Source organism: Winogradskyella jejuensis, from assembly GCF_900129745.1.
GTDB lineage: Bacteria > Bacteroidota > Bacteroidia > Flavobacteriales > Flavobacteriaceae > Winogradskyella > Winogradskyella jejuensis.
On record NZ_FQWS01000001.1, the window covers coordinates 832,418 to 855,422 of the forward strand.

The window sequence follows — 23,005 nt, forward strand, 5'->3', positions numbered from 1 at the left end:
TCGCATAAATTTTTGTAATTTTGCATGTTTTTTACTTTGAATTTCTAAATCAATCACTTTATGAAAGATAAACGAATATTATATGTGTCCTCTGAGGTAGTTCCGTATTTACCAGAAACCGAGATTTCTTCAATGTCTTTTGAAGCGCCACGAATGGTAAATAAACAAGGAGGGCAGATACGAATATTTATGCCGCGATTTGGAAATATCAATGAGCGCAGACATCAATTACATGAAGTTATAAGATTATCTGGTATTAACCTTGTTATTAATGACATGGATATGCCTTTGATTATAAAAGTAGCTTCTATACCCAAAGAACGTATTCAGGTTTACTTTATAGATAACGAAGAATATTTTAAACGCAAGGCAACACTGACTGACGAAAATGGAAGTCTCTTCCCTGATAATGACGAACGTGCTATATTTTTTGCAAAAGGCGTTATTGAAACAGTAAAGAAACTAAATTGGGCACCAGACATTATTCATGTTAATGGTTGGTTGGCATCATTATTGCCACTTTATTTAAAAGAGTTTTATAAAACTGAACCTTTATTTACAGAAAGTAAAATTGTGACTTCGGTATACAATCAAAACTTTGAAGGTTCGTTAGATAAAGACATGAAAAAGAAAGTAAGTTTTGATGGTCTTGATGAAGAAGCTATTAAACCATTGTCTGAGCCTAATTATACTAATTTAATGAAAATTGCAATAGACAATTCTGATGCAGTTATAAAAGGCTCTGAAGTATTACCAAAAGAATTAGATAGTTACATCGATGGTTTAGACAAGCCTACACTTGGTTACCACTCTCCTGAGGAGTTTGCAGAACCATATTCAGAATTTTATACCAACAGTGTACTTCAATAGTTAAAGTATTTATGAGATTAAATAAAATTGCCCTAAGAAATTTTACAATAGCCATTGTTATTGGCTTTGGAGTGATTGCTTGTGATAAAGATTTTGCAACAATTGACTCAGACATAATTAATGAAGATACAGCTACTAATTTCAATACTACTTCAGAGAAGTATGAGGTAATAAGTTTTACAAACAGGCTAGACCCCATACAAACTAATGGTCTTGGAATTAATATGCTCGGAGTATATGATGATCCAATCTATGGTCATACAATTGCTAGTGTTTTAACTCAAGTGAGTAACAATCTCGTTAATCCAACTTTTGGGGTTGAAGGTACAGAAGACGAAATTTCATTAGACTCAGTAGTTTTAACAATTCCCCTTTTTAGTACTAATACAGGTATTTCTGAAGAGAATAGTCTTGAATATAGATTAGATTCTGTTTTTTCGTCGAATGATTTAAATGCAATTAAATTAAGTATTTTTGAAAATAATTATTTTCTAAGGGACTTTAATCCTAATGGAGATTTTGACGAGAGCCAGTCATACTTCTCTAATAAGTCTGCATCTATAAACGAACCTATCACAAGTATAGATTTAGAATCAACAACCATAGCCGTTATTGATTCTTTAGTAATTAGCGATGAAGAAATCATTTTAACTGACGGTGATGAAACTGAGCCTCAAATCACACAAAGATTATCACCTAGAATCCGAGAAGTTTGGACAAAAGATAATAGCGAAGATGAAGATGTTATTGATTATTGGATGACTAAAATTTTAGCCCAAGAAACACAGTCGACTCTCAGTAACTCCAATAATTTTAACGATTACTTTAGAGGTCTATTTTTCAAAGCTGAACCGTACCAGAACGATGGTTCTTTTATGATTTTAAATTTAGCTCAGCAAGATGCAAACATAACATTACATTACTCTTTTGAATCTCCTACAGAAGAAGGTGAAAGAAATCAAGCAACATATGTTCTTACGTTTGGCCCTACTCGTGTAAATTTCTTCGAGAATGATTACACTATTCCTTTTGCTGACGGCGATGATGTTAATGGTGATGAAAAACTATTTCTCAAAGGTGGAGAAGGCTCTGTAGCAACCATTAAATTATTTAATGGAGAAACTAATGACGATGACCCCACTACTGATAATGTATTTGAAACTTGGAGAAATGAATTTGTAACTCTAAATAGTGAGGGTGAATTCGAATCTGCCAAAAGACTCATAAATGAGGCTAATCTAATTTTTTATGTAAATCAAGAAGATATCATTGGTGAAATGGCAAATAATGAATTACCCGAAAGACTTTACTTATATAACAAAACCAATGGCTCGCCTCTAGCTGATTATTTTCAGGACTCACAGAACAATACATTACCTCAAATTTCCATTCCTAATCACCTAGGTATATTAGAGAGGGATGATGAAGGGAATGGTTTTAGGTACAAAATGAGAATTACTTCACATATAAATAATCTCTTGTTGAATAATACAGATAATATAGAACTTGGTTTAGCTGTTTCTGGTAATGTAAATCTTGAAGCTACTGTCCCACAATATATGGTACAAACATCCACTAATAATGACGAAACTGTTCCTGTAAGTTCTATTATAACACCAAGAGGTACTATATTATATGGTAGCGCAGATTCTAATAATGAAATTAATGAACGCTTGTTTTTAGAAATATTCTATACGTGTTTAGAAACAGATAGTAATTGCCCAAATTAATATATTAGTTATATGTGTGGAATCGTAGGATACATTGGCCATAGAGAAGCATACCCCATCATACTCAAAGGGCTCCAAAGACTTGAATATAGAGGTTATGATAGTGCCGGAATAGCACTTTATGACGGAAGTAATATAAAACTATCTAAAACTCAAGGTAAAGTTGCCGACTTAAAAGAAAGACTTGAAAACGAAATTTCTACATCAGGAAGTTTAGGTATTGGTCACACGCGTTGGGCAACTCATGGTGTTCCAAATGATGTAAATTCTCATCCGCACTATTCAAATTCTGGAGATTTGGTAATTATACACAATGGCATCATCGAAAATTATGAAGCTATTAAAACCGAATTAATCAAGCGTGGCTATACGTTTAAGTCAGACACAGATACGGAAGTTTTAATTAACCTAATTGAAGAGGTAAAGAAAAAGGAAAATGTAAAGCTTGGTAAAGCCGTACAAATTGCACTTAATGAAGTAGTAGGAGCTTATGCCATTGCCGTTTTTGATAAAAATAAACCTAATGAAATTGTTGTTGCCAAATTAGGAAGTCCACTCGCCATTGGAGTTGGTGATGAGGAATTCTTTATAGCAAGTGACGCTTCTCCGTTTATAGAATTTACCAAAAACGCCATTTATTTAGAAGATGAAGAAATGGCGGTTGTACGTCTTGGTAAGAAAATAAAAATCAGAAAAATCAAGGACGATTCGCTTGTAAATCCTCTCATGCAGGAGTTAAAATTCAATTTAGAGCAAATTGAAAAAGGAGGTTACGACCATTTCATGCTTAAAGAAATATACGAACAACCTCATGCTATAAAAGACACATACAGAGGTCGATTACTCGCCAAAGATGGCATTATACGAATGGCAGGTGTTGAAAATCATAAAGAAAAATTTCTTAACGCTAATCGTATAATTATTGTTGCTTGTGGCACCTCTTGGCACGCTGGTTTAGTTGCAGAATATATATTTGAAGACATTGCAAGAATACCTGTTGAGGTAGAATACGCTTCTGAGTTCAGATACAGAAATCCAGTCATTACAAATAAAGATGTGGTTATTGCTATATCGCAATCTGGCGAAACAGCAGATACTTTAGCGGCTATAAAATTAGCTAAGCAACATGGTGCGTTTGTATTTGGAGTATGTAATGTTGTGGGTTCAAGTATCGCAAGAGAAACAGATGCAGGTGCTTACACACACGCAGGACCAGAAATTGGCGTAGCTTCAACAAAAGCGTTTACAACTCAGATTACTGTTCTTACTTTAATTGCTTTAAAGTTAGCTAAAGAAAAAGGAGCTATTTCAAATTCTGATTTCCATTATCACTTAGAACAGTTAGAACTAATCCCAGATAAAGTTTCTAAAGCACTCGAATCAGACACACACATAAAAGCAGTTGCTGAAACTTATAAAGATGCTACAAACTGTCTTTACTTAGGACGCGGCTACAATTTCCCTGTAGCCTTGGAAGGTGCTCTAAAACTAAAAGAGATATCTTATATTCATGCTGAAGGTTACCCTGCCGCTGAGATGAAACATGGCCCTATAGCCCTAATTGATGAGCAAATGCCTGTTTTTGTTATAGCAACAAAAATGGGACACTATGAGAAGGTAGTCAGCAATATTCAAGAAATAAAATCTAGAAAGGGTAAAATTATTGCAATTGTAACTGAAGGCGATACAGATGTAAAAAAACTAGCTGATCATACAATTGAAGTCCCTGAAACTTTAGAGTCACTTAGTCCTTTATTGACTACTATTCCACTTCAACTATTATCATACCATATTGCAGTGATGTTAAACAAAAATGTAGACCAACCTAGAAATCTAGCAAAATCGGTCACTGTAGAGTAAATTTACACATTTAAAATTTTATTAAATCCATAAAATAAGTGACTTATTTTATGGATTTTTTGTTTTTACATAGCGTTTATTGCCAAAAAACTGCTATGCGTGCATAATTTTAGCGTATTTTCTTATCATCTTTTCATATATTTATTTAAATTGGCAATCTAATAAATTAACTAATTCTTTAACATGAAGACAACCTTAAAGCTTTTTGTAATGCTTTTATCTGTGATTTCTTTTGCACAAACCACAGTTAAAGGAACAATTACGGATAACACAGGGCAACCCCTACCTGGTGCTAATATTATTATTGAAGGGACAACAATTGGTACAAGTTCAGATTTTGATGGTAAATATATCATCACAACTGACCAAGCACCTCCTTTTAAACTTGTAGTAACTTACACAGGTTTCGAAACTCAAACTTTAGACGTTACATCTAACAATCAAACGGTAGATGTAAAAATGATTGAGGGTAACGAGCTGGATGAGATTGTTATTTCTGCATCTAGAACACCAGAGCGTATTTTCGAGTCTCCTGTAACCGTTGAACGCTTTGGCTTAAAAGAGATTAAAAATACACCATCCGCAGATTTCTATGGTGGGTTGGAAAACCTTAAAGGTGTAGATATCAATACAAACAGTTTAACCTTTAAATCAATTAACACGAGAGGTTTTGCTACATTTGCAAATACACGTTTCATGCAATTAGTGGACGGTATGGACAACTCTGCACCAGCGCTTAACTTTCCGTTGGGAAATTTATTAGGCATGGTCGAAACTGATGTACAAAGTGTTGAAATTCTTCCAGGTGCTTCTTCTGCTTTATATGGAGCTAATGCATTTAACGGTATCTTATTTATGACTAGTAAAAACCCTTTTGACCACCAAGGAATTAGAGGTTACTTTAAACAAGGTATTACTTCCCAAGAAGCTGCTGGAGATAATTCTTATACAGATTTTGGTATAAGTATGTCTCATAAATTCAGTGATAAATTTGCAGCAAAAGTAAACTTTGGATATTTAAAAGGAACTGATTGGTTTGCTAATAATATAGATGACAAAAATTTACCTGGAGGAACTAGAGAATCTAATATAAACTACAATGGTGTTAATGTTTACGGAGATGAAGTAGCAGCTAATATAAGAGACCTTTCTGGACTAGGTGTAATACCGGATGTTGTAGTTAGTCGTACTGGATTTGTAGAACAAGATTTAACTGACTACTCTGCCGAAAGTATTAAAGCAGATTGGGGTTTATATTTCCGTCCTTGGGCTAACGATTTCGAAATACAATATGTAGGTAAAGTTGGTACTGGTTCTACTATTTATCAAGGAGCTCAACGATATAGAATTGATGGCTTTTCCTTACAGCAACATAAGTTAGAAGTAAGAAACGACAACTTCTTTGTTAGAGGGTATGTTACTTCTGATAAGGCTGGTGACACATACGTAATGGATGTTTTAGGTCCTAACTTATTAAATGAATTAAAATCGCATGCAGATTGGTTTGGAGATTACATAGCTACATACGCAGGTATTGAATTGTCTGGTAACCCTCAAGGCTTGACAGATGCTGAAAAACATGCTGCTTCACGTGCTGTTGCAGAAAGTGGTATCCCAGCAGTTGGTTCTGAAGAGTTTCAGCAAGCATTTGATAGAGTTACTAGTGATACTAACTTCTTAACAGGTGCTGGATTTAAAGATAATTCTAAGATATACCATGGAGATGCTAACTACAATTTTGGAGAAACTTTCGACTTTGCTGAAGTTCAAGTAGGTGGTTCTTACAGAACATATAGATTAAACTCTTTTGGAACCATCTATGCAGATGCTGAAGGTCCAATTACATATTCCGAATTAGGTATATACACACAACTGCAACGTTCTTTAGAACTAAATGAAAATTTAGAATTAAAACTGACGGGTTCTGTAAGATATGATAAGTCAGAATTATTTGATGGCTTCTTCTCCCCAAGAATTTCTGCAGGATTAACAGTTAATGAAAACCACAACATCCGTGCATCTTTCCAGACTGGATTTAGAAATCCAGATACACAAGCACTATATATTGGTTTAGAAACTAATGCAGGTACATTAATTGGTGGAGCAACTGATATTGGTAATCGTTTTACAAGAGATTATGGGGTCAGCCAGTTTGCTCAAAATAATTTAGGCCAACCAGCCTTACTTCCTCAAACCGGAGCGGCTGCTTACACAAATTCTTTTGCTCAAGATCAAAATGGTAATCTTGTTGTTGGTAATTCAAACTTTACAGAGCCTGAACAAGTAGCTTCATTTGAGTTAGGTTACCGTGGTAAAGTAGAAGGTTTTGTTATTGATGCATCAGCATATTATAGTACTTATAACGATTTCTTAGCCAACGAAAATGTTATTGCGCCTTTATACGGAAACGTTGACCCAGATGGTGACGGAGTTTTAGATGTTACTGATCCACAAACGCAATTAGCACTTGGTGCTTTGCAAAACGGAGATACTGTTGGTTACCAAACCTATACAAATGCCGATGAAACTGTTAATTCATACGGTGCTTCAGTTTCAGTTTCTACTAAGATATTTGGTGGTTTTGATATAAATGCAAATTACACATGGTCACGATTAGATTTTGATGTTGCTGGAAATCCAAACTTCCAGACTAATTTTAACACACCAGAGCATAAAGTAAAATTAGGATTTGGAAAAACAGATTTAATTAAAAACTTAGGATTTAATGTAGCATGGAGATGGAGTGATAATTACTTCTGGGAAGCATCATTTGGTAATGGAGAAATACCTGCATTCAATGTATTAGACGCACAGGTTAATTACAGAATACCAAGTTTAAAATCAACATTAAAAGCAGGGGCTACGAATCTTTTAGCTAAAGAATACTTTACCGCTTTTGGTACTGGTTTAATAGGCTCTCAATATTATTTGTCATTAACTATTAATAATCTTTAATAATATACACTAATGAAAAATTTTAAATATATAACACTATCATTACTAGCATTAGGCTTTATTGCCTGTGAAAATGAAGAATTAGACGAGCTTAGAAATAGAGGTAATGACCAAGAACCTACCGCTGCCGTAGATTTTACTGCAGGATCTTTAGATGTATCAAACTTTGTATCTCTAGGAAACTCATTAACTGCTGGTTTTGCAGATGGTGCTTTATACAAAGCGGGACAAGAAAATTCGACGCCCGCGATTATGGCACAACAGTTTGCTGCTTTAGCTAACGGAGGTTCTTTTACGCAACCATTAATGAATGATAATGTAGGTGGTCTATTAGCAGGCGGAAATCAATTGCCTGGTTTTGGTCCAAGATTAGTTTTTGATGGCTCTGGTCCAGCTCCTTTACAAGCTTTAGTTCCATCTGCCGCTCCAACAACCGATATCGTATTAAACAATCCTAGTGGTCCTTTTAATAACTTAGGAGTTCCAGGTGCTAAAAGTTTTCATTTATTAGCGCCAGGTTATGGTAATTTAAGTGGTGTATTTGCAATGCCTGCTACAGCCAATCCTTATTATGTGAGAATGACTAATAATAATCAATCTAACAATCCTAATGCTTCAATAGTTGAGGAAACCATAGCACAGCAACCATCATTTATGTCCTTGTGGATAGGAAATAACGATGTATTAGGTTATGCACTCTCTGGTGGTGATGGTTCTAACCCAATTACGCCAATGGCTGGTCCTCCAGGTGTTGGTTTCGAGCAAACCTACCAAGCTATAGTTGCTAGTATCGCAGGAAATGTTCCTGGAGTACAAGGTATTTTAGGAAACATACCTAATGTTACAGCTATACCGCATTTTACAACAGTGCCTCACAACCCAGTTCCTTTAGATGCTGCTACTGCAGGTGCAGTTAATCAAGCCTATTCTGCATATAATAATGGAATTGTTCAAGCTTTTGCTTTTTTGGTGGCTAATACGCCTTTAACACAAGAACAAGCAGACGCTGAAATTGCTAGAAGAACTATAAGTTTTGAAGCAGGCTCAAGCAATGCAGTTGTAATTATAGATGAAGACTTGACTGATTTAACTGGCATTAACCCTGGGTTAACAAATATGAGACAAGCTACAGCAGAAGACTTATTGGTATTACCTGCAGCTTCTTTTATCGGTACTTTAGCTGTACCTGGAAATCCATTATCCGTTAATGGCGTAGCTATTCCTTTATCAGACAGATGGGTTTTAACTCCTGAAGAGCAAGATGAAATTGCTGATGCAACTGCTCAATATAATGGTGTAATTTCTGCTGTTGCAAATGCAAACGGTTTTGCCTTATTAGATGCCAACACATTATTAGACCAATTAGCTTCTTCTGGTATAGAAACTAGTGGACAAGTATTAACTTCTGACTTAGTTACAGGTGGTGCATTCTCATTAGACGGTGTTCACCCAACGTCTAGAGGTTACGCTTTAATTGCAAATGAAATGCTGAAAGCTATAGATGCAGCATACGGCACAAATTTTGAAGCCTCGGGTAATCTTGTAGATGTTTCGACATATAATACTAATTATTCGCCAGGATTATTACAGTAAAATCCTGAATAAATAATACTTGAAGCACGCTAAAAATTAGCGTGCTTTTTTTATGTAAAAAAGCTTGACAAAAAAGGCCGCATTTTTTAAATAAAACTCTATCTTTGCAGCGCGAAAAACAGAGCTAAATTTCATTATGAGATAGTCTCGGTTTTCATTTTTAAACTATTGCAAAACAAAAACATATAAGTAATGTCAAAAGTTACAGGTAAAGTTGCACAAATTGTAGGTCCAGTTATCGATGTTGAATTCGCTGCTGGTTCAGAGCTTCCAAAGATTTATGATTCGTTAGAAATTAATAGACCAGATGGTTCAACATTAGTACTTGAGGTACAATCTCACATTGGTGAAGATACTGTACGTACTATTGCAATGGACTCTTCGGATGGTTTAAGTAGAGGTACAGAAGTTAATTCTACTGGTGCTCCGATACAAATGCCTATAGGTGAAGATGTTTATGGACGTTTATTTAATGTTATTGGTGATGCTATTGATGGTTTAGGTGATTTGCCTAAAGCTGGTGATGCTGGTCTTCCAATTCACAGAAGCGCACCTAAGTTTGAAGATTTATCAACTTCTACAGAAGTTTTATTTACAGGTATTAAAGTAATCGACCTTATTGAGCCTTATGCAAAAGGTGGTAAGATTGGATTATTTGGTGGTGCTGGTGTAGGTAAAACAGTATTAATTCAGGAGTTGATTAATAATATTGCAAAAGGTCATGGTGGTCTTTCTGTATTTGCAGGTGTTGGTGAAAGAACACGTGAAGGAAACGATTTGCTTCGTGAGATGTTAGAGTCAGGAATTATCAAGTATGGTGATGACTTTATGCATTCTATGGAAGAAGGCGGTTGGGACCTTCAGAAAGTTGATAAAAAAGCTATGAAAGATTCTAAAGCCACTTTCGTTTTCGGACAAATGAATGAGCCTCCTGGAGCTCGTGCTCGTGTAGCACTTTCAGGATTAACTATAGCAGAATATTTCCGTGATGGTGCTGGAGACGGACAAGGAAAAGATGTTCTTTTCTTCGTAGATAACATTTTCCGTTTTACACAAGCTGGTTCTGAGGTATCTGCACTGCTTGGTCGTATGCCATCTGCGGTAGGTTACCAACCTACATTAGCAACAGAGATGGGTGCAATGCAAGAGCGTATTACATCTACTAAAAAAGGATCTATTACATCTGTACAAGCGGTATATGTGCCTGCGGATGATTTAACGGATCCTGCACCAGCAACAACGTTTGCTCACTTAGATGCAACAACTGTATTATCTCGTAAAATTGCTGAGCTTGGTATTTATCCTGCGGTAGACCCATTAGATTCTACGTCTCGTATATTAACTGCTGATATTTTAGGGGATGAGCACTACAACTGTGCACAACGTGTAAAAGAGTTATTACAACGCTATAAAGAATTACAAGATATTATTGCTATCCTTGGTATGGAAGAATTATCAGAAGAGGACAAACTTGCTGTAGGTCGTGCAAGACGTGTACAACGTTTCTTATCTCAGCCTTTCCACGTAGCAGAGCAGTTTACAGGTATCCCAGGTGTATTAGTTGACATTAAAGAAACTATCAAAGGTTTTAACATGATTATGGATGGTGAATTAGACCACCTACCAGAAGCTGCATTTAATCTCAAGGGATCTATTGAAGAAGCTATCGAAGCTGGAGAGAAAATGTTAGCTGAAGCTTAATCTAAAACTTCAAAACTATGTATTTAGAAATAGTATCACCAGAAGCTACATTGTTTAGCGGAGAAGTAACAAGTGTTACTGTTCCAGGTGCAAATGGCGAATTTGAAATGCTTAATAGCCACGCTCCTATTGTATCTATTCTTAAAGCTGGTAATGTAAAGATTAGTGGCGATATTTCTCTTGAAGAAGATGTTGAAGACAAGTTTACCAAAGAAGATGGTAAAACCATGTTAGCTATCAACTCTGGGACATTAGAGATTAACGACAATAAAATAATTATCCTTGCAGATTAATTTTGCAAGAATTATTAATCCATAAAAAAACGCGAAGCAATTGCTTCGCGTTTTTTATTGCATTTGTTTTACAGCCTCTAATTCTACCTTTAATTCTTGAAACATCATCATAATACTACTGAGTTTTAATTCCTTTTCATCATACTCTTGGGTATTGATGCAACAGGTAAATTCCCAAAGTTCCAATATGCTGTCTTTAGCAACCAAGTAAGGTTGATACGTTTTGTTATCTGAGCTAAGTAATAAATGTTGTTTGTCATTTTCAGGAAGGTAGATACGTTTGTAAACCAAACCATCGTCCTTAGTTAATACGACATACGTCTTCCCGCTTTTAATATCTGCAATATCTTCTATAAATTTTGCTACTATAAAAGACCCATCCTTAACCGGTAACATGGAATCGCCTTTTATAGGAAATGCCCTGTGCGTTCCAGTAGGTAAAAACGGTAGCTTAATTTTTTGTAGTTGTTCTATATATTCTGGGTCATCGTAGCCAGACAAATAACCTGCAGAGGCTTTTGCTGGTACAATTTCTATAAGGTCTTCGTTATTTTCATTTACCGTCACAGGAAATAGTACGCGCTTATTACCGACTTCTATAAAAGAAGTATCCTTTGCCTTTCGTAAATCCTTACGCACCAAAATATCTATGGGAATATCAAAATAATTGGATAAATCTATCAACCGCTCAATTGGTGGTTCACTTCTTCCCTCTTCATAAGACCCAACAACGGAACGTGTCCAATTAAGGTCATCTGCAAAACGTTCTTGGGATAATTGCTTTAAAGTTCTAAGATGCTTTATGTTGGCTTGAATGGGCTTCATTAAAAATTATATTTAACAGTATTTGCTACAAATATAAGCAACAAAAACTACATATGATAGCTAATTTTGTTAATCCTATGTATTTAAACTGTCACACCTATTACAGCCTACGCTACGGCACTATAAAACCTGAGCAATTGCTTGCCATTGCTTCAGAAAATGGCGTGCAAACTTTAGCATTAACCGACATTAATACCACCTCAGCGTGTTTGGATATTGTACGTCTATCTAAAAAATATAAGATAAAACCTGTTCTTGGTGTAGATTTTAGAAACAAGGCACATCAAGAATTTATTCTCATTGCAAAAAACAACAATGGATTTAAAAATATCAATGATTATCTGTCTAAATTTCTTCATAATCGTGATTTAAAAATTCCTGAACGACCTGACGTTATTTTGGAAGATTGTTTCGTGATTTATCCCTACCAAAAAGGCAAGAATTTCAACTTAAAATCTAATGAGTTTTTAGGCATTACACCTAAAGACCTTAATCATTTGAAATTTTCGAAATGGAGTCAATTTAGAGAGAAATTAGTGGTATTGAAAACCGTTTCTTTTCAAAATAAAAAAGGATTTAATACACATCGTTTACTACGTGCTATTGATAATAATACCTTATTGAGTAAGCTACCAAAAACTGAAGAAGGTAGCGAACATGATATGATGTTGCCTTATGAGAAACTGTGTCATACATATTCTGAATTTCCAAAATTGATACATAATACAAAACAACTTTTAGAGGATTGTAGCATTGATTTCAATTTTGAAAATAACGAGCCCAAAAATCAAAAGTGTCTAACTGAAAATGAAGCTTCAGACTATGCTCTATTAGAAAAACTGACCTATGCTGGTATTCCCTATCGTTATGGTAATGATGCTGAGCCAAAAATTTACCAACGTATTAAAAAAGAACTTCATATAATAAAAGAGAAAGGTTTTGTATCCTATTTTCTAATCAACTGGAAAATCTTAGAATATGCACGTAGCAAAGGATATTTCTACGTTGGTCGCGGAAGTGGTGCCAATAGTATTATTGCATATTTGCTTCGTATTACAGATGTAGATCCTATTGAACTGGATCTGTACTTTGAGCGTTTCATTAATCTCTTTCGACAAAATCCGCCAGATTTTGATATCGACTTTTCATGGAAGGATAGAGATGATATTACACATTTCATTTTCGACAACTTTAAAAATACTGCTTTAATAACGGTTTATAACACCTTTAAATTCAAAGCATCGGTACGCGAACTAGGTAAAGTCTTTGGCTTACCAAAGTCTGAAATGGATATGCTAACACGAGGTAAGTTCAATATCAGTCAGTTGGACAGGCTCTCGCAACTCGTTCTTAAATACAGCCAATACATTGAGGGTTTCCCCAACTACTTAGGCATTCATGCAGGCGGTATTTTAATTTCGGAAAAGCCGATTCATTATTATGGGGCAACATTCATGCCTCCTAAAGGATTTCCCACCACGCAATTTGATATGGTCGTTGCCGAAGATATTGGACTCTACAAGTTCGATATTTTAAGTCAGCGAGGTTTGGGGAAAATTAAAGATGCTGTAGACATTGTAGCGTATAACCATCCTCATCAACCCAAACTCGACATTCACGATATTAAGCGGTTTAAACAAGACGAACGCATAAAACACCTATTGCGAAATGCTAAAGCTATTGGTTGCTTTTATGTAGAATCTCCTGCCATGCGTATGCTGCTAAAAAAACTACAAGTAGACAACTATTTAGGTTTGGTCGCTGCGAGTTCCGTAATTCGTCCTGGTGTGGCTAAAAGTGGCATGATGCGTCAATACATTTTGCGCTATCGTTATCCTGAAAAGCGGCAAGAGGCACATCCTGTGTTGGCAGAACTGATGCCAGAAACTTTTGGTGTTATGGTCTATCAAGAAGATGTGATTAAGGTGGCGCATCATTTTGGCGGTTTGGATTTGGGTGAAGCCGATATGTTACGTCGTGGCATGTCTGGTAAATTCCGTTCGCGTGACGAGTTTTTAAAAGTAAAGCAACAATTTTTTGATAACTGCATAAACGATGGAAAACCTTATGAATTTGTGGCTGACGTATGGCGACAAATTGAAAGTTTTGCTGGCTATGCCTTTGCTAAAGGGCATTCGGCATCCTATGCTGTTGAGAGCTATCAAAGCCTGTTTTTAAAGGCCTATTATCCTTTGGAATATATGACGGCCACTATCAACAATTTTGGTGGATTTTACCAAACAGAGCTTTATGTTCATGAGGCTAGAATGCATGGTGGCAAGATTGAAGCGCCTTGCATAAACACTAGTTTTGCACCAGCCATTATCAATGGTGACGTTATTTTTTTGGGATTTATGTTTTTACAATCTTTAGAATCTAAAATCATAGAGCGTATTCTTGAGGAACGCGAAAATTATGGGTTGTTTAAATCTCTTGATGATTTTATAGAGCGTGTTCCTATTTCTGTAGAACAGATTACCATTCTTATAAAAATAAATGCGTTTCGCTTTACTGAGATTAATAAACGTGAGCTATTATGGGAAGCACATCTAAAGATCAGTAAAACTATTACTCAAGAACATATTGTGACGCTATTTAAAACCCAGCGTATCAGTTACAATACACCAGAATTGCCGAGTACGGCATTGGAAAATGCCTTTGATGAAATAGAGCTATTAGGTTTTCCGCTATGCAATCCCTTTCACTTATTAGAGCAACCATCCACGAGTAAATTACGTGCAAATCATCTGCTAAGGCTAGAGGGAAAATTTGTAAAAATTGAAGGCTATTTGGTGACAACAAAAAACACAAAAACCGCCAATGGAAAGTTGATGCACTTCGGGACGTTTTTGGATCGTGATGGTGATTTTATAGATACGGTTCACTTTCCACCTATCGCAGCAAAATATCCTTTTAGAGGAAAAGGGATTTATGAAATTATAGGAAAAGTGATGATAGAATTTGATTGTGTTACTGTTGAAGTTTCAAAGCTAGAACGTTTAGCTATTATTGAAGACCCACGCTATTCCATAAAATCATTAAATCCAACATTTCAAAGGAAGAAAAGTTTCAAAGACCTTAAAGCACAATATGAATAATAATCGCTCTATAGTGCACATGGATTTAGACACCTTTTTTGTGTCCTGCGAACGCTTACTCGACAGCCGACTTAACGGAAAACCTGTACTTATTGGTGGAACTAGTGATCGTGGTGTTGTCGCTTCTTGTAGCTATGAAGCTCGAAAATTCGGAATCCATTCTGCCATGCCTATGCGTATGGCAAAACAGCTTTGTCCAGAAGCTATTGTGCTTAGGGGAAATTCTGGCATTTATACTAAATTTTCTAATGACGTCACAGAAGTTATAAAAGAAAGTGTGCCACTTTATGAAAAAACATCCATTGATGAGTTTTATCTGGACCTCACAGGAATGGATAAATTTTTTGGCTGCCATAAATTAGCTTCAGAATTGCGGCAACGTATTATCAGAGAAACTGGCTTACCCATTTCTTTTGGATTGTCACTAAATAAAACGGTTTCAAAAATTGCAACAGGCGAGGCGAAACCCAACAATGAAATTAGAATTATTTCTGGTGATGAAAAGCCGTTTTTAGCACCACTTTCGGTAAAGAAGATTCCAATGGTTGGTAACGTAACTTACAAGGCCTTATGCGATTTAGGTGTAAAACGTATAAAAACTGTACAAGACATGCCTATGGAACTGATGCATAAAGTCTTGGGTAAAAATGGATTATCCATCTGGAAAAAAGCCAACGGTATTGATAACAGTCCTGTAATACAATACCATGAGCGTAAGTCTATTTCTACAGAACGCACCTTTGGGCAAGACACTACAGATATGCATAAGCTTAAAGGCCTGGTCATTGCTATGGCAGAAAATTTGGCTTTCCAACTGCGTCGTGGTCATAAGCTCACGGCTTGTATCACTTTTAAAATTCGATATTCCGATTTTCAAACCTATACACAACAGCAGCGTATTCCTTACAGCGCCATGGATTACAACATTATTCCTGTGGTGTTGGATTTATTTAAAAAACTTTATAATCGTAGATTATTAGTGCGTCTCATTGGTGTAAAGTTTAGTCATTTGGTAGAAGGTGGTCATCAAGTCAACCTTTTTGAAGACAACGAAATGCATCTCAATTTAGCAAATGCCATGGATAAGATGCGCAAACGTTATGGCGATAGGGTTGTAATGAGTGCCGCTGGTATGGAAGCTAAAACCATTAGTCGCTGGAATCCTTTTAATGGGGAACCACCACCTCTATTGGCGAATAGGCATCAGTAAATCTAGCGTTTCAATGTAAAATGAGAAGTAAAGGTTCTTGAGCTACCATCATTTCCTAAATAGTCCACTCTAAACCAATAATCACTAGTAGGCATTAGTGCACCATTATAAGTTCCATTCCAACCGGTTCCTCTAGGACTTATGGTTTTTAATAATTTACCAAACCTATCGAATATATATATTCGAGCAATCGTTTGATTACTTAAACATTCGATATTCCATGAGTCATTAAAACCATCTCCATTAGGTGTGAAAAACTTTGGATAGTCTAAAACACGAAATATTTCTATAGCATCTATACTACAATTATTAATTTGACGTGCTCTAATAATATGTTCATCACAACCTCTAATATTTGAAAACGTATTTTGAGTCGTCCAAATACCATTGTCTAATTGATACTCATACATCCCATCACCTCCAGTTACAGTAGCAACTACCATTTGATTATCACTAAATGGTTCCGAAATCAATTCAACAGAAAGTTCCAATTCGTTTACCGGTAAAACCTCTATTTCTTTCTCAATTGCCGAAGCACATTGATTTGGGTTTGGAGTAAAAATATATTCTGTAGTTATTTGATTATTTACAGGTTCTGACCAATTTCCTGTAATTCCCTCATTAGAGACATTAGGCAAAATCAAATCTGTATCTCCTTGACAAATAAAATCTGGTAGACTAAATGATGGTATTGTAGGCTGAAGCACTTCAATTATTAATGAGCCACTCGCTACACAACCTTGACCAGCATCCGGCGTAAAAGTATACGTTGTGGTGTTTTGATTGTCTAATGCTGGCGACCATATGCCGGTAATTCCATTATTTGAAACAAGTGGTAATTCTTGCAAAAACTCACCTGGGCATATAGGATTAACGAAGTCAAATTCTGGAATACTATTAGGAATAACTGTAATTGTTAAATCTGTAGTATTAGCACATTCGCCAGCATTTGGCGTAAATGTATAAGTGGTAGTTGTTGTATTATTTAGAGCAGGTGACCACGTTCCGGCAATTCCATTATTAGAAGCTGTTGGTAATGGTGCTAATGCTTCACCTTCACAAATAGGATTAATTGGGTCAAAAATTGGTAATACAGGTATATCCACTACAACATCTAGTGTGGTTGCGACGGCACATTCTCCAGCATTTGGCGTAAATGTATATGTAGTTGTAATGGTATTATTTGGAGCTGGAGACCATGTTCCTGTAATTCCGTTATTGGATGTCGTTGGCAGTGGTGCTAAAGCTTCGCCTTCACAAATAGAGTCAATTGCGTCGAAAACTGGCAATACAGGTGTATTGACTATAATATCTAATGTTGTAGACGTCGCACATTCGCCTACATTTGGTGTAAAAGTATACGTGGTTGTAGTGGTATTATTTAAAGCGGGTGACCATGTTCCTGTAATTCCATCGTTAGAAGTCGTTGGCAATGGCGCTAAAGCTTCACCTTCGCAAATAGGTGCCACAGTATCAAAACTTGGAATAACTGGTGTCGTAACATCAATTTGTAGCGTAGCTGTATCCACACAACCTTGCCCAGTGTCTGGCATAAACGTATATGTAGTCGTCGCCATATTGTTAAGAGCTGGTGACCATGTGCCAGTAATTCCATTATTAGAAGTCGTTGGCAATGCAGTTAGTGTTTCTCCTTGGCAAATGGGAGCTACAGTATTAAATGTCGGTAACGTAAGCGGAATGACAACAATATCTGTAGTAATAGTATTTGCACAGTCAATATTTGGTGTAAATGTATAAGTTGTTGTTTGTGTATTATTTAAAGCGGGTGACCATGTTCCTGTTATACCCTCAAGAGACGTTGTTGGTAATGATGTTAATGAGCCTCCTTCGCAAATTTGAGAAACAACATTAAAAGTAGGGGTTTGGTTTGGTAAAACCGTTAGAATAAAATCATCTACTGTTGTATCTCCGCAAACATCTCCAATTGTCACAGTGTATGTTGTACTACTATTTGGAGAAAATGATGGATTTGCAATATTAGGATTGCTTACTCCGTTTGTTGGAGACCAAGAATAGGTTACACCACTTGGAATCGTAGCGTCTACTTGAATGTTATCATTTTCGCAAATGGTTTCATCCTGAAGCTGCAAATTATCTATAAATGAAATACTATTAAAGCATACCTGATGTAAGTTAGATAAACCTCCTGTTGAGCCTACAAAACCAAAAAAGATACTATCATCACCTGAAAAAATAGTGTTCTTTACGTCTTGATTTAAACTTAACCTTAACACACAATCAAAATAGACATTAAGCGTGGTTGTGGAAGCTATCCATTCAATTTTTATTTCATGCGTAGTGCCATCTTCAATATTAATAGATGTATTGCTAGCTTGTACTGGACCAGCCAAATTATCAGCACTATTATGAAATGGATTACCATTGCGCATTATAGCAATATGGTCAAAAGACGGGTCGGCTAAAAGCCCTTCTTGAGGAGTATTATTTAAATACGTATCAAACTCGACAACTAATGAGGGTGATATTCCCTGATAACCTAACCCACCTCCAAGACCGCCAATTAATGGTGTAGCATCCCGTTTGAAGACTAAGGCCATGCCGTCTGCACCATTTGCATCTTTACTACCAAAATTATTTTGATAATTAATAGTAAAATCATCATCAAAATCTATGGCATTATCATACCAAACACCACCAGATTGATTTAAAAGGTCAGGAGTGATAATAAAACAATTATTACCTAGGCTTTGAGCATCTCCTACAGTTGTTGCATTGAGTTGTGCATGTAGCAAAGAACATGAAAAATATAAGGATATGAAGACTATATAATTTTTTGTGCTCAACATTTAAAGTTTAATGTATGAAGATATTAAAGAATACAGTCAGGCACAATAGAATTAACTTATTGTATAGTTTTTGTATGGTTAATAAACGGAACTAATCCTCAATATACTCTAGGATATCACTTGGCTGACAGTCTAGTGCTTTACAAATAGCTTCTAATGTAGAAAATCGTATAGCCTTAGCTTTACCCGATTTTAATATGGAAAGATTTGCCTCGGTAATGCCTATGATTTCTGCGAGTTCTTTGCTTTTCATGTTGCGTTCTGAGAGCACTATGTCTAAATTTACTTTTATAGACATGGCTTATATAGTTAATTCATTATCCTCTTCTACTTCTTTTCCGCGCTTAAAAATTTCAGCCAAAATATAAAAGGCTAGACCAGCAGGAATTAAAAACGTAAATTCTGCTTTGAGTTCATTAAAAAAGTTAAACGTAGACTCTCCAATTAAAGCAAGTAAAAAACGTAATACTAAGACATTTACCGTGTACCAAATAAAGATGTTTCCTATCTTTTTGAAATAACAGATGTTCTTATCACTAAAATAGTTACCATTTTCAATTTCTTTCAAAATAGATAAGAAATAACTAAAGCCATAAATAAGATAGCCTCGCCAGAAAAATAAAGCCGCACTAATAATATAGTAACTCCATTCTATAGCATTTTTTGAGGTAAACCAGTTTTCGCTTTTGTCTGCAGTCCTAGCCCAATTCTGAAATTTTTCAAACTGATTAAAATCGAACTCTCGCATATCGTTTAAGAGGACAGAAACTGCTGCCAGTAAAACTCCCCAAGTTATAATCGTTAGTATGTTTGTGTTTTCTTTCATAATTATACAGTTAAATCATTTTCCTCTTTTATAGCCTTAGCATCTCTAAGAACCGTACTCATAAGCATTAAAAACAATCCTATGGCTATTAAAAACAAATAGACCAATGCTTTCTCACTTAAACCAATTGAAAATTGAAATTTAAAAAACACATCACTTATTACATTAACACACCATGCAGAAACTCCAGTAATAATCATAAGTTTTCCAGAAATGGATAGTACTTTTATAAGTTCACCATTATAAAAATCTTTTTTTAAAAATAACTTAGTAGCCTTTCTCAAATTCCAAAGTGCCTTAATAAAAATAGCATAAACTCCAAGCCTTAAGATTGTGTAAACATAAAGCATAGCCTCAGTCTTAAAATTGATTAAGTCCACCTCTAGATTGATAAAATCCTGTTTTATACCAAAGAGGAGCGTTACGAAAAAGAAAATCCCCAAACCAATAGCTATTAGTAGAAGGAAAATAATAACATTTAGTATAAAATAAAGTGTTTTTATAGAGTTCATAATTATATAGTTAAATCGTTTTCTTGTTTTAAAAGTCTTCCGTTTTCAAACGCGTTACTAAATACCAACAAAAACAATCCTATAATTAATAAGAATAAATTGAAATTCTCAATTGAAGATGCTACAGCTGCTGATTGATGCCCAGTTCCGAAATTTCCGCCAATTACCGAAACATTGGCGTAAGTACTAAAAACAAAAGCGGTTATGATTCGAATTAATCCAGTACCAAGTGCAATTATTACGAATAAGCGACCAGATTTTTTTAGATTTCTAATAACGTCTTCAGAATAAAACTGTCGTTTTTGTAGAGGTTCAATACACTTCTTAAGGTAATAAATTGACACAATGAACAAGATAAAACCTAATAAATTAGTAAAAGGTACTATCCAAATGTTCCAAGAATAAAATGAATCAAACATCATAGTATAGCCTTGAAACATTAAGGGTATTGATTCTGGAGAAATGAAGAACATCAAAATTAGAGCAAACACAGCAATTGAAAACGCTATCATTCCCCAAAACAACAAATTAATTAAGTTTTTTAACAAGCCAATAGTTTTCATAAAATTATTGTTTTTCAATAACAAATATATAAAAATTATTGTTTTTCAATAATTTTTATATATCATATTTTAGTGAACTAATACTTTTTCAACTTAGAAATAATTCTACCTTTGCCGAAAATTAGACTTAAAATGAGCTTTAAAACCAATTTTCTTTACATAGCTATATCAGTACTAGGAACTTGCACTCTATTCGCACAAAACCTACCTTTAGAAGAATTAGATTCGGTTACTGTAACCTCTACACAGCGTATTAATCTACCCTTCAAAAAAAATTCTAGAACTATAACTATTATTACCAAGGCAGATATTAAAAACAGTGCTGCAGTTAACGTTGCAGATTTGTTACAACAAGTGGCTGGTGTAGATATTCGTCGTCGTGGTACAGGCGGAAGCCAAGCTGACCTTTATATTCGTGGCGGTGGTTTTGACCAAACGCTTTTACTAATCGATGGCATAAAAATGGACGACTCCCAAACAGGACATCATACCATGAATGCGGCACTACCTGTAGAAGTTATTGAGCGTATAGAAATCGTAAAAGGCCCAGCAGCTCGTGTTTTTGGACAGAATGCATTTACAGGAGCCATTAATATTGTGACTAAAAAAACTGTGGAAAACACGGTTTCTGCAAATATAGAAGCAGGTTCGTTTGGACAATTAAACGGAAATGTAACTGCCGGTGTAGATTTAGAAAATTCATCCCACATTGTTCATGTTGGGCGTGTCACTTCTGAAGGCTATCGCTTTAACTCGGACTACGATAATGCCAACTATTTTATAAAAAGCACCTTTAACGAAGACAAGCAACCTATACAAATGATTGCCACGTTTATGGAGCGTAAATTTGGTGCACAAAACTTTTACACACCGCCAAGTCGTGGATTTACCGAATACGAAGAAACTCAAAACAGCTTAGTTGCCTTTACGACCACTTTTAAAAACGAAAAATTTAAAATATCGCCGCGTATGTATTGGAGACGTAACCAAGACATGTTTTTATTAAGGCGGGAAGACCCTTCATTTTTTAGAAACTTTCACATCACAAATAAAGTCGGTGCAGAAGCCAATGCATCATATAGTTCAAATTTAGGAATTACAGGTTTTGGTCTAGATTTAGCAAGCGTATCTATTAATAGTAACAACTTAGGAAATAGAGACCGTTTTATGGCTACTGCGTTCTTAGAACATCGTTTTAAATTAGATGATGGCAAATTAGATATTACACCGGGCGTGGCTATGACCTATTTTTCAGACTTTAAGTTTAATGCCTTCCCCGGAATTGACATAGGATATGCTATTACAAATAACCTAAGAGCTTATGGTAATGTTGGTTTTACCTACAGAATACCAACGTATACAGATTTGTTTTACAGCGATCCAGCAACTGCCGGAAATCCAGATTTAGAACCCGAAGAAGCTTTTGCCCAAGAAATAGGCTTAAAATACTTCTCTCCAAAATTTAACGCATCTATTGCTGTGTTTAATAGAGATGCCGAAAATTTAATAGATTACATCAGACCTAACGTAAACGAAGGTATTTTTACAGCTACAAATATTAGAGAAGTGAATACTAAAGGTCTTGAATTTGATGCTGCTTATAATTTTAAAATTTCAGAATTTAATCAGACGCTAGGTTTTGGTTATTCTTATTTAGACGATAATATAATGGACCAAAATCCTGAATTATCTAGGTATTCTTTAAATACATTAAGGCATCAATTTATTACAAGATTAAGTACACAATTGTTTAAAAACTTACGCCAAAATATTGTTTACAAACATGCTGAACGTACTACAGGCCAAAGTTATAATGTTTGGGACGCTTCATTGGTAATGAAACTAAAACAAATGGAATTCACTGTTACAGCTAGCAATATTTTTGACGCAGATTATATCGAGGCTGGTTTTGTTCCTATGCCACCAAGCAATGTGTTATTCGGGTTGCGATATACACTAAACTAAAAAAAAGGCTTTAAAATTTAAAAGCTGTCTAAAACATATTTTTAGACAGCTTTTTTGTTTGCGTATATTTCAAAAAATATTTACGGTCTACTGTAACAAAACCAAAGTTTTATCTACTGATATATAGAAAGTAAATTGAACCTGCGTATTCTAAACGTTCAATTTTATTTGAACTA

16 protein-coding genes are annotated in these 23,005 nt (G+C 35.3%); 10 read left to right on the forward strand and 6 right to left on the reverse strand.

The genetic code is table 11. The annotated features are described in order from the left end of the window. Window positions 1-60 precede the first annotated feature (60 nt). From BUB95_RS03945 to BUB95_RS03975, 7 genes are all read left to right on the forward strand, one after another. On the forward strand, window positions 61-870 hold the full coding sequence (locus BUB95_RS03945; RefSeq protein WP_073083405.1) for a glycogen/starch synthase: 810 nt from the start codon (window positions 61-63) through the stop codon (window positions 868-870). 11 nt (window positions 871-881) lie between these two features. Continuing rightward, the gene (locus BUB95_RS03950) at window positions 882-2,600 is read left to right on the forward strand and encodes a BamH family beta-barrel-assembly machinery protein (RefSeq protein WP_073083407.1); all 1,719 of its coding nucleotides are present in this window, start codon (window positions 882-884) and stop codon (window positions 2,598-2,600) included. A gap of 12 nt (window positions 2,601-2,612) precedes the next feature. Further along, a complete protein-coding gene (gene glmS / locus BUB95_RS03955; protein WP_073083410.1) occupies window positions 2,613-4,460 on the forward strand; it encodes a glutamine--fructose-6-phosphate transaminase (isomerizing) in 1,848 nt (615 codons plus the stop codon). A gap of 183 nt (window positions 4,461-4,643) precedes the next feature. Beyond that, complete coding sequence (locus tag BUB95_RS03960; RefSeq protein WP_073083412.1) at window positions 4,644-7,415, forward strand: TonB-dependent receptor; 2,772 nt, start codon at window positions 4,644-4,646, stop codon at window positions 7,413-7,415. A 12-nt stretch (window positions 7,416-7,427) separates the two neighbouring features. Further along, the gene (locus tag BUB95_RS03965; protein WP_073083415.1) at window positions 7,428-9,008 is read left to right on the forward strand and encodes an SGNH/GDSL hydrolase family protein; all 1,581 of its coding nucleotides are present in this window, start codon (window positions 7,428-7,430) and stop codon (window positions 9,006-9,008) included. Between the two features lie 192 nt (window positions 9,009-9,200). Continuing rightward, window positions 9,201-10,709 (forward strand): F0F1 ATP synthase subunit beta, encoded by a 1,509-nt coding sequence (atpD, locus tag BUB95_RS03970; protein WP_073083418.1) that lies wholly within the window; start codon window positions 9,201-9,203, stop codon window positions 10,707-10,709. Between the two features lie 17 nt (window positions 10,710-10,726). Then, window positions 10,727-11,002, forward strand: coding sequence for a F0F1 ATP synthase subunit delta/epsilon (locus tag BUB95_RS03975; protein ID WP_073083420.1), 276 nt, complete (start codon window positions 10,727-10,729; stop codon window positions 11,000-11,002). Window positions 11,003-11,056: 54 nt separating this feature from the next. On the opposite strand, the gene BUB95_RS03980 is transcribed toward BUB95_RS03975, so the two are convergent. Beyond that, window positions 11,057-11,827 carry an XRE family transcriptional regulator gene (locus BUB95_RS03980; protein ID WP_073083424.1) on the reverse strand — a complete coding sequence of 257 codons (771 nt, stop codon included), beginning with the start codon at window positions 11,825-11,827 and terminating at the stop codon, window positions 11,057-11,059. Between the two features lie 53 nt (window positions 11,828-11,880). Here BUB95_RS03980 and BUB95_RS03985 point away from each other — a divergent pair, with 53 nt between their 5' ends. Together BUB95_RS03985 and dinB are read left to right on the forward strand one after the other, a co-directional pair. Beyond that, window positions 11,881-14,925, forward strand: a complete 3,045-nt coding sequence (locus BUB95_RS03985) for a DNA polymerase III subunit alpha (protein ID WP_083573305.1) — start codon at window positions 11,881-11,883, stop codon at window positions 14,923-14,925. Further along, the gene (dinB, locus tag BUB95_RS03990; protein WP_073083427.1) at window positions 14,918-16,135 is read left to right on the forward strand and encodes a DNA polymerase IV; all 1,218 of its coding nucleotides are present in this window, start codon (window positions 14,918-14,920) and stop codon (window positions 16,133-16,135) included. The genes BUB95_RS03985 and dinB overlap by 8 nt, the downstream gene beginning before the upstream one ends. A 2-nt stretch (window positions 16,136-16,137) precedes the next feature. Here dinB and BUB95_RS03995 read toward each other — a convergent pair whose 3' ends face one another. From BUB95_RS03995 to BUB95_RS04015, 5 genes are all read right to left on the reverse strand, one after another. Next, window positions 16,138-18,960 (reverse strand): lectin-like domain-containing protein, encoded by a 2,823-nt coding sequence (locus BUB95_RS03995; protein WP_234969239.1) that lies wholly within the window; start codon window positions 18,958-18,960, stop codon window positions 16,138-16,140. Window positions 18,961-19,054: 94 nt separating this feature from the next. Continuing rightward, window positions 19,055-19,261 carry a helix-turn-helix domain-containing protein gene (locus BUB95_RS04000; RefSeq protein WP_073083432.1) on the reverse strand — a complete coding sequence of 69 codons (207 nt, stop codon included), beginning with the start codon at window positions 19,259-19,261 and terminating at the stop codon, window positions 19,055-19,057. Between the two features lie 3 nt (window positions 19,262-19,264). Beyond that, window positions 19,265-19,789, reverse strand: coding sequence for a DUF2975 domain-containing protein (locus tag BUB95_RS04005; protein WP_073083435.1), 525 nt, complete (start codon window positions 19,787-19,789; stop codon window positions 19,265-19,267). Window positions 19,790-19,791: 2 nt separating this feature from the next. Then, a complete protein-coding gene (locus BUB95_RS04010) occupies window positions 19,792-20,301 on the reverse strand; it encodes a DUF2975 domain-containing protein (protein ID WP_073083437.1) in 510 nt (169 codons plus the stop codon). Between the two features lie 2 nt (window positions 20,302-20,303). Next, complete coding sequence (locus tag BUB95_RS04015) at window positions 20,304-20,864, reverse strand: DUF2975 domain-containing protein (protein ID WP_073083440.1); 561 nt, start codon at window positions 20,862-20,864, stop codon at window positions 20,304-20,306. A gap of 132 nt (window positions 20,865-20,996) precedes the next feature. Here BUB95_RS04015 and BUB95_RS04020 point away from each other — a divergent pair, with 132 nt between their 5' ends. Beyond that, window positions 20,997-22,829, forward strand: coding sequence for a TonB-dependent receptor plug domain-containing protein (locus tag BUB95_RS04020; protein WP_083573307.1), 1,833 nt, complete (start codon window positions 20,997-20,999; stop codon window positions 22,827-22,829). Window positions 22,830-23,005 lie beyond the last annotated feature (176 nt).

Coding starts and splice junctions, on each gene's coding strand:
- dinB (WP_073083427.1), top strand. CDS start 14,918: ATGAATAATAATCGCTCTATAGTGCACATGGATTTAGACACCTTTTTT.
- BUB95_RS04020 (WP_083573307.1), top strand. CDS start 20,997: ATGAGCTTTAAAACCAATTTTCTTTACATAGCTATATCAGTACTAGGA.
- atpD (WP_073083418.1), top strand. CDS start 9,201: ATGTCAAAAGTTACAGGTAAAGTTGCACAAATTGTAGGTCCAGTTATC.
- BUB95_RS03965 (WP_073083415.1), top strand. CDS start 7,428: ATGAAAAATTTTAAATATATAACACTATCATTACTAGCATTAGGCTTT.
- BUB95_RS03960 (WP_073083412.1), top strand. CDS start 4,644: ATGAAGACAACCTTAAAGCTTTTTGTAATGCTTTTATCTGTGATTTCT.
- glmS (WP_073083410.1), top strand. CDS start 2,613: ATGTGTGGAATCGTAGGATACATTGGCCATAGAGAAGCATACCCCATC.
- BUB95_RS03950 (WP_073083407.1), top strand. CDS start 882: ATGAGATTAAATAAAATTGCCCTAAGAAATTTTACAATAGCCATTGTT.
- BUB95_RS03980 (WP_073083424.1), bottom strand. CDS start 11,827: ATGAAGCCCATTCAAGCCAACATAAAGCATCTTAGAACTTTAAAGCAA.
- BUB95_RS03975 (WP_073083420.1), top strand. CDS start 10,727: ATGTATTTAGAAATAGTATCACCAGAAGCTACATTGTTTAGCGGAGAA.
- BUB95_RS04005 (WP_073083435.1), bottom strand. CDS start 19,789: ATGAAAGAAAACACAAACATACTAACGATTATAACTTGGGGAGTTTTA.
- BUB95_RS04000 (WP_073083432.1), bottom strand. CDS start 19,261: ATGTCTATAAAAGTAAATTTAGACATAGTGCTCTCAGAACGCAACATG.
- BUB95_RS03945 (WP_073083405.1), top strand. CDS start 61: ATGAAAGATAAACGAATATTATATGTGTCCTCTGAGGTAGTTCCGTAT.
- BUB95_RS04010 (WP_073083437.1), bottom strand. CDS start 20,301: ATGAACTCTATAAAAACACTTTATTTTATACTAAATGTTATTATTTTC.
- BUB95_RS04015 (WP_073083440.1), bottom strand. CDS start 20,864: ATGAAAACTATTGGCTTGTTAAAAAACTTAATTAATTTGTTGTTTTGG.
- BUB95_RS03985 (WP_083573305.1), top strand. CDS start 11,881: ATGATAGCTAATTTTGTTAATCCTATGTATTTAAACTGTCACACCTAT.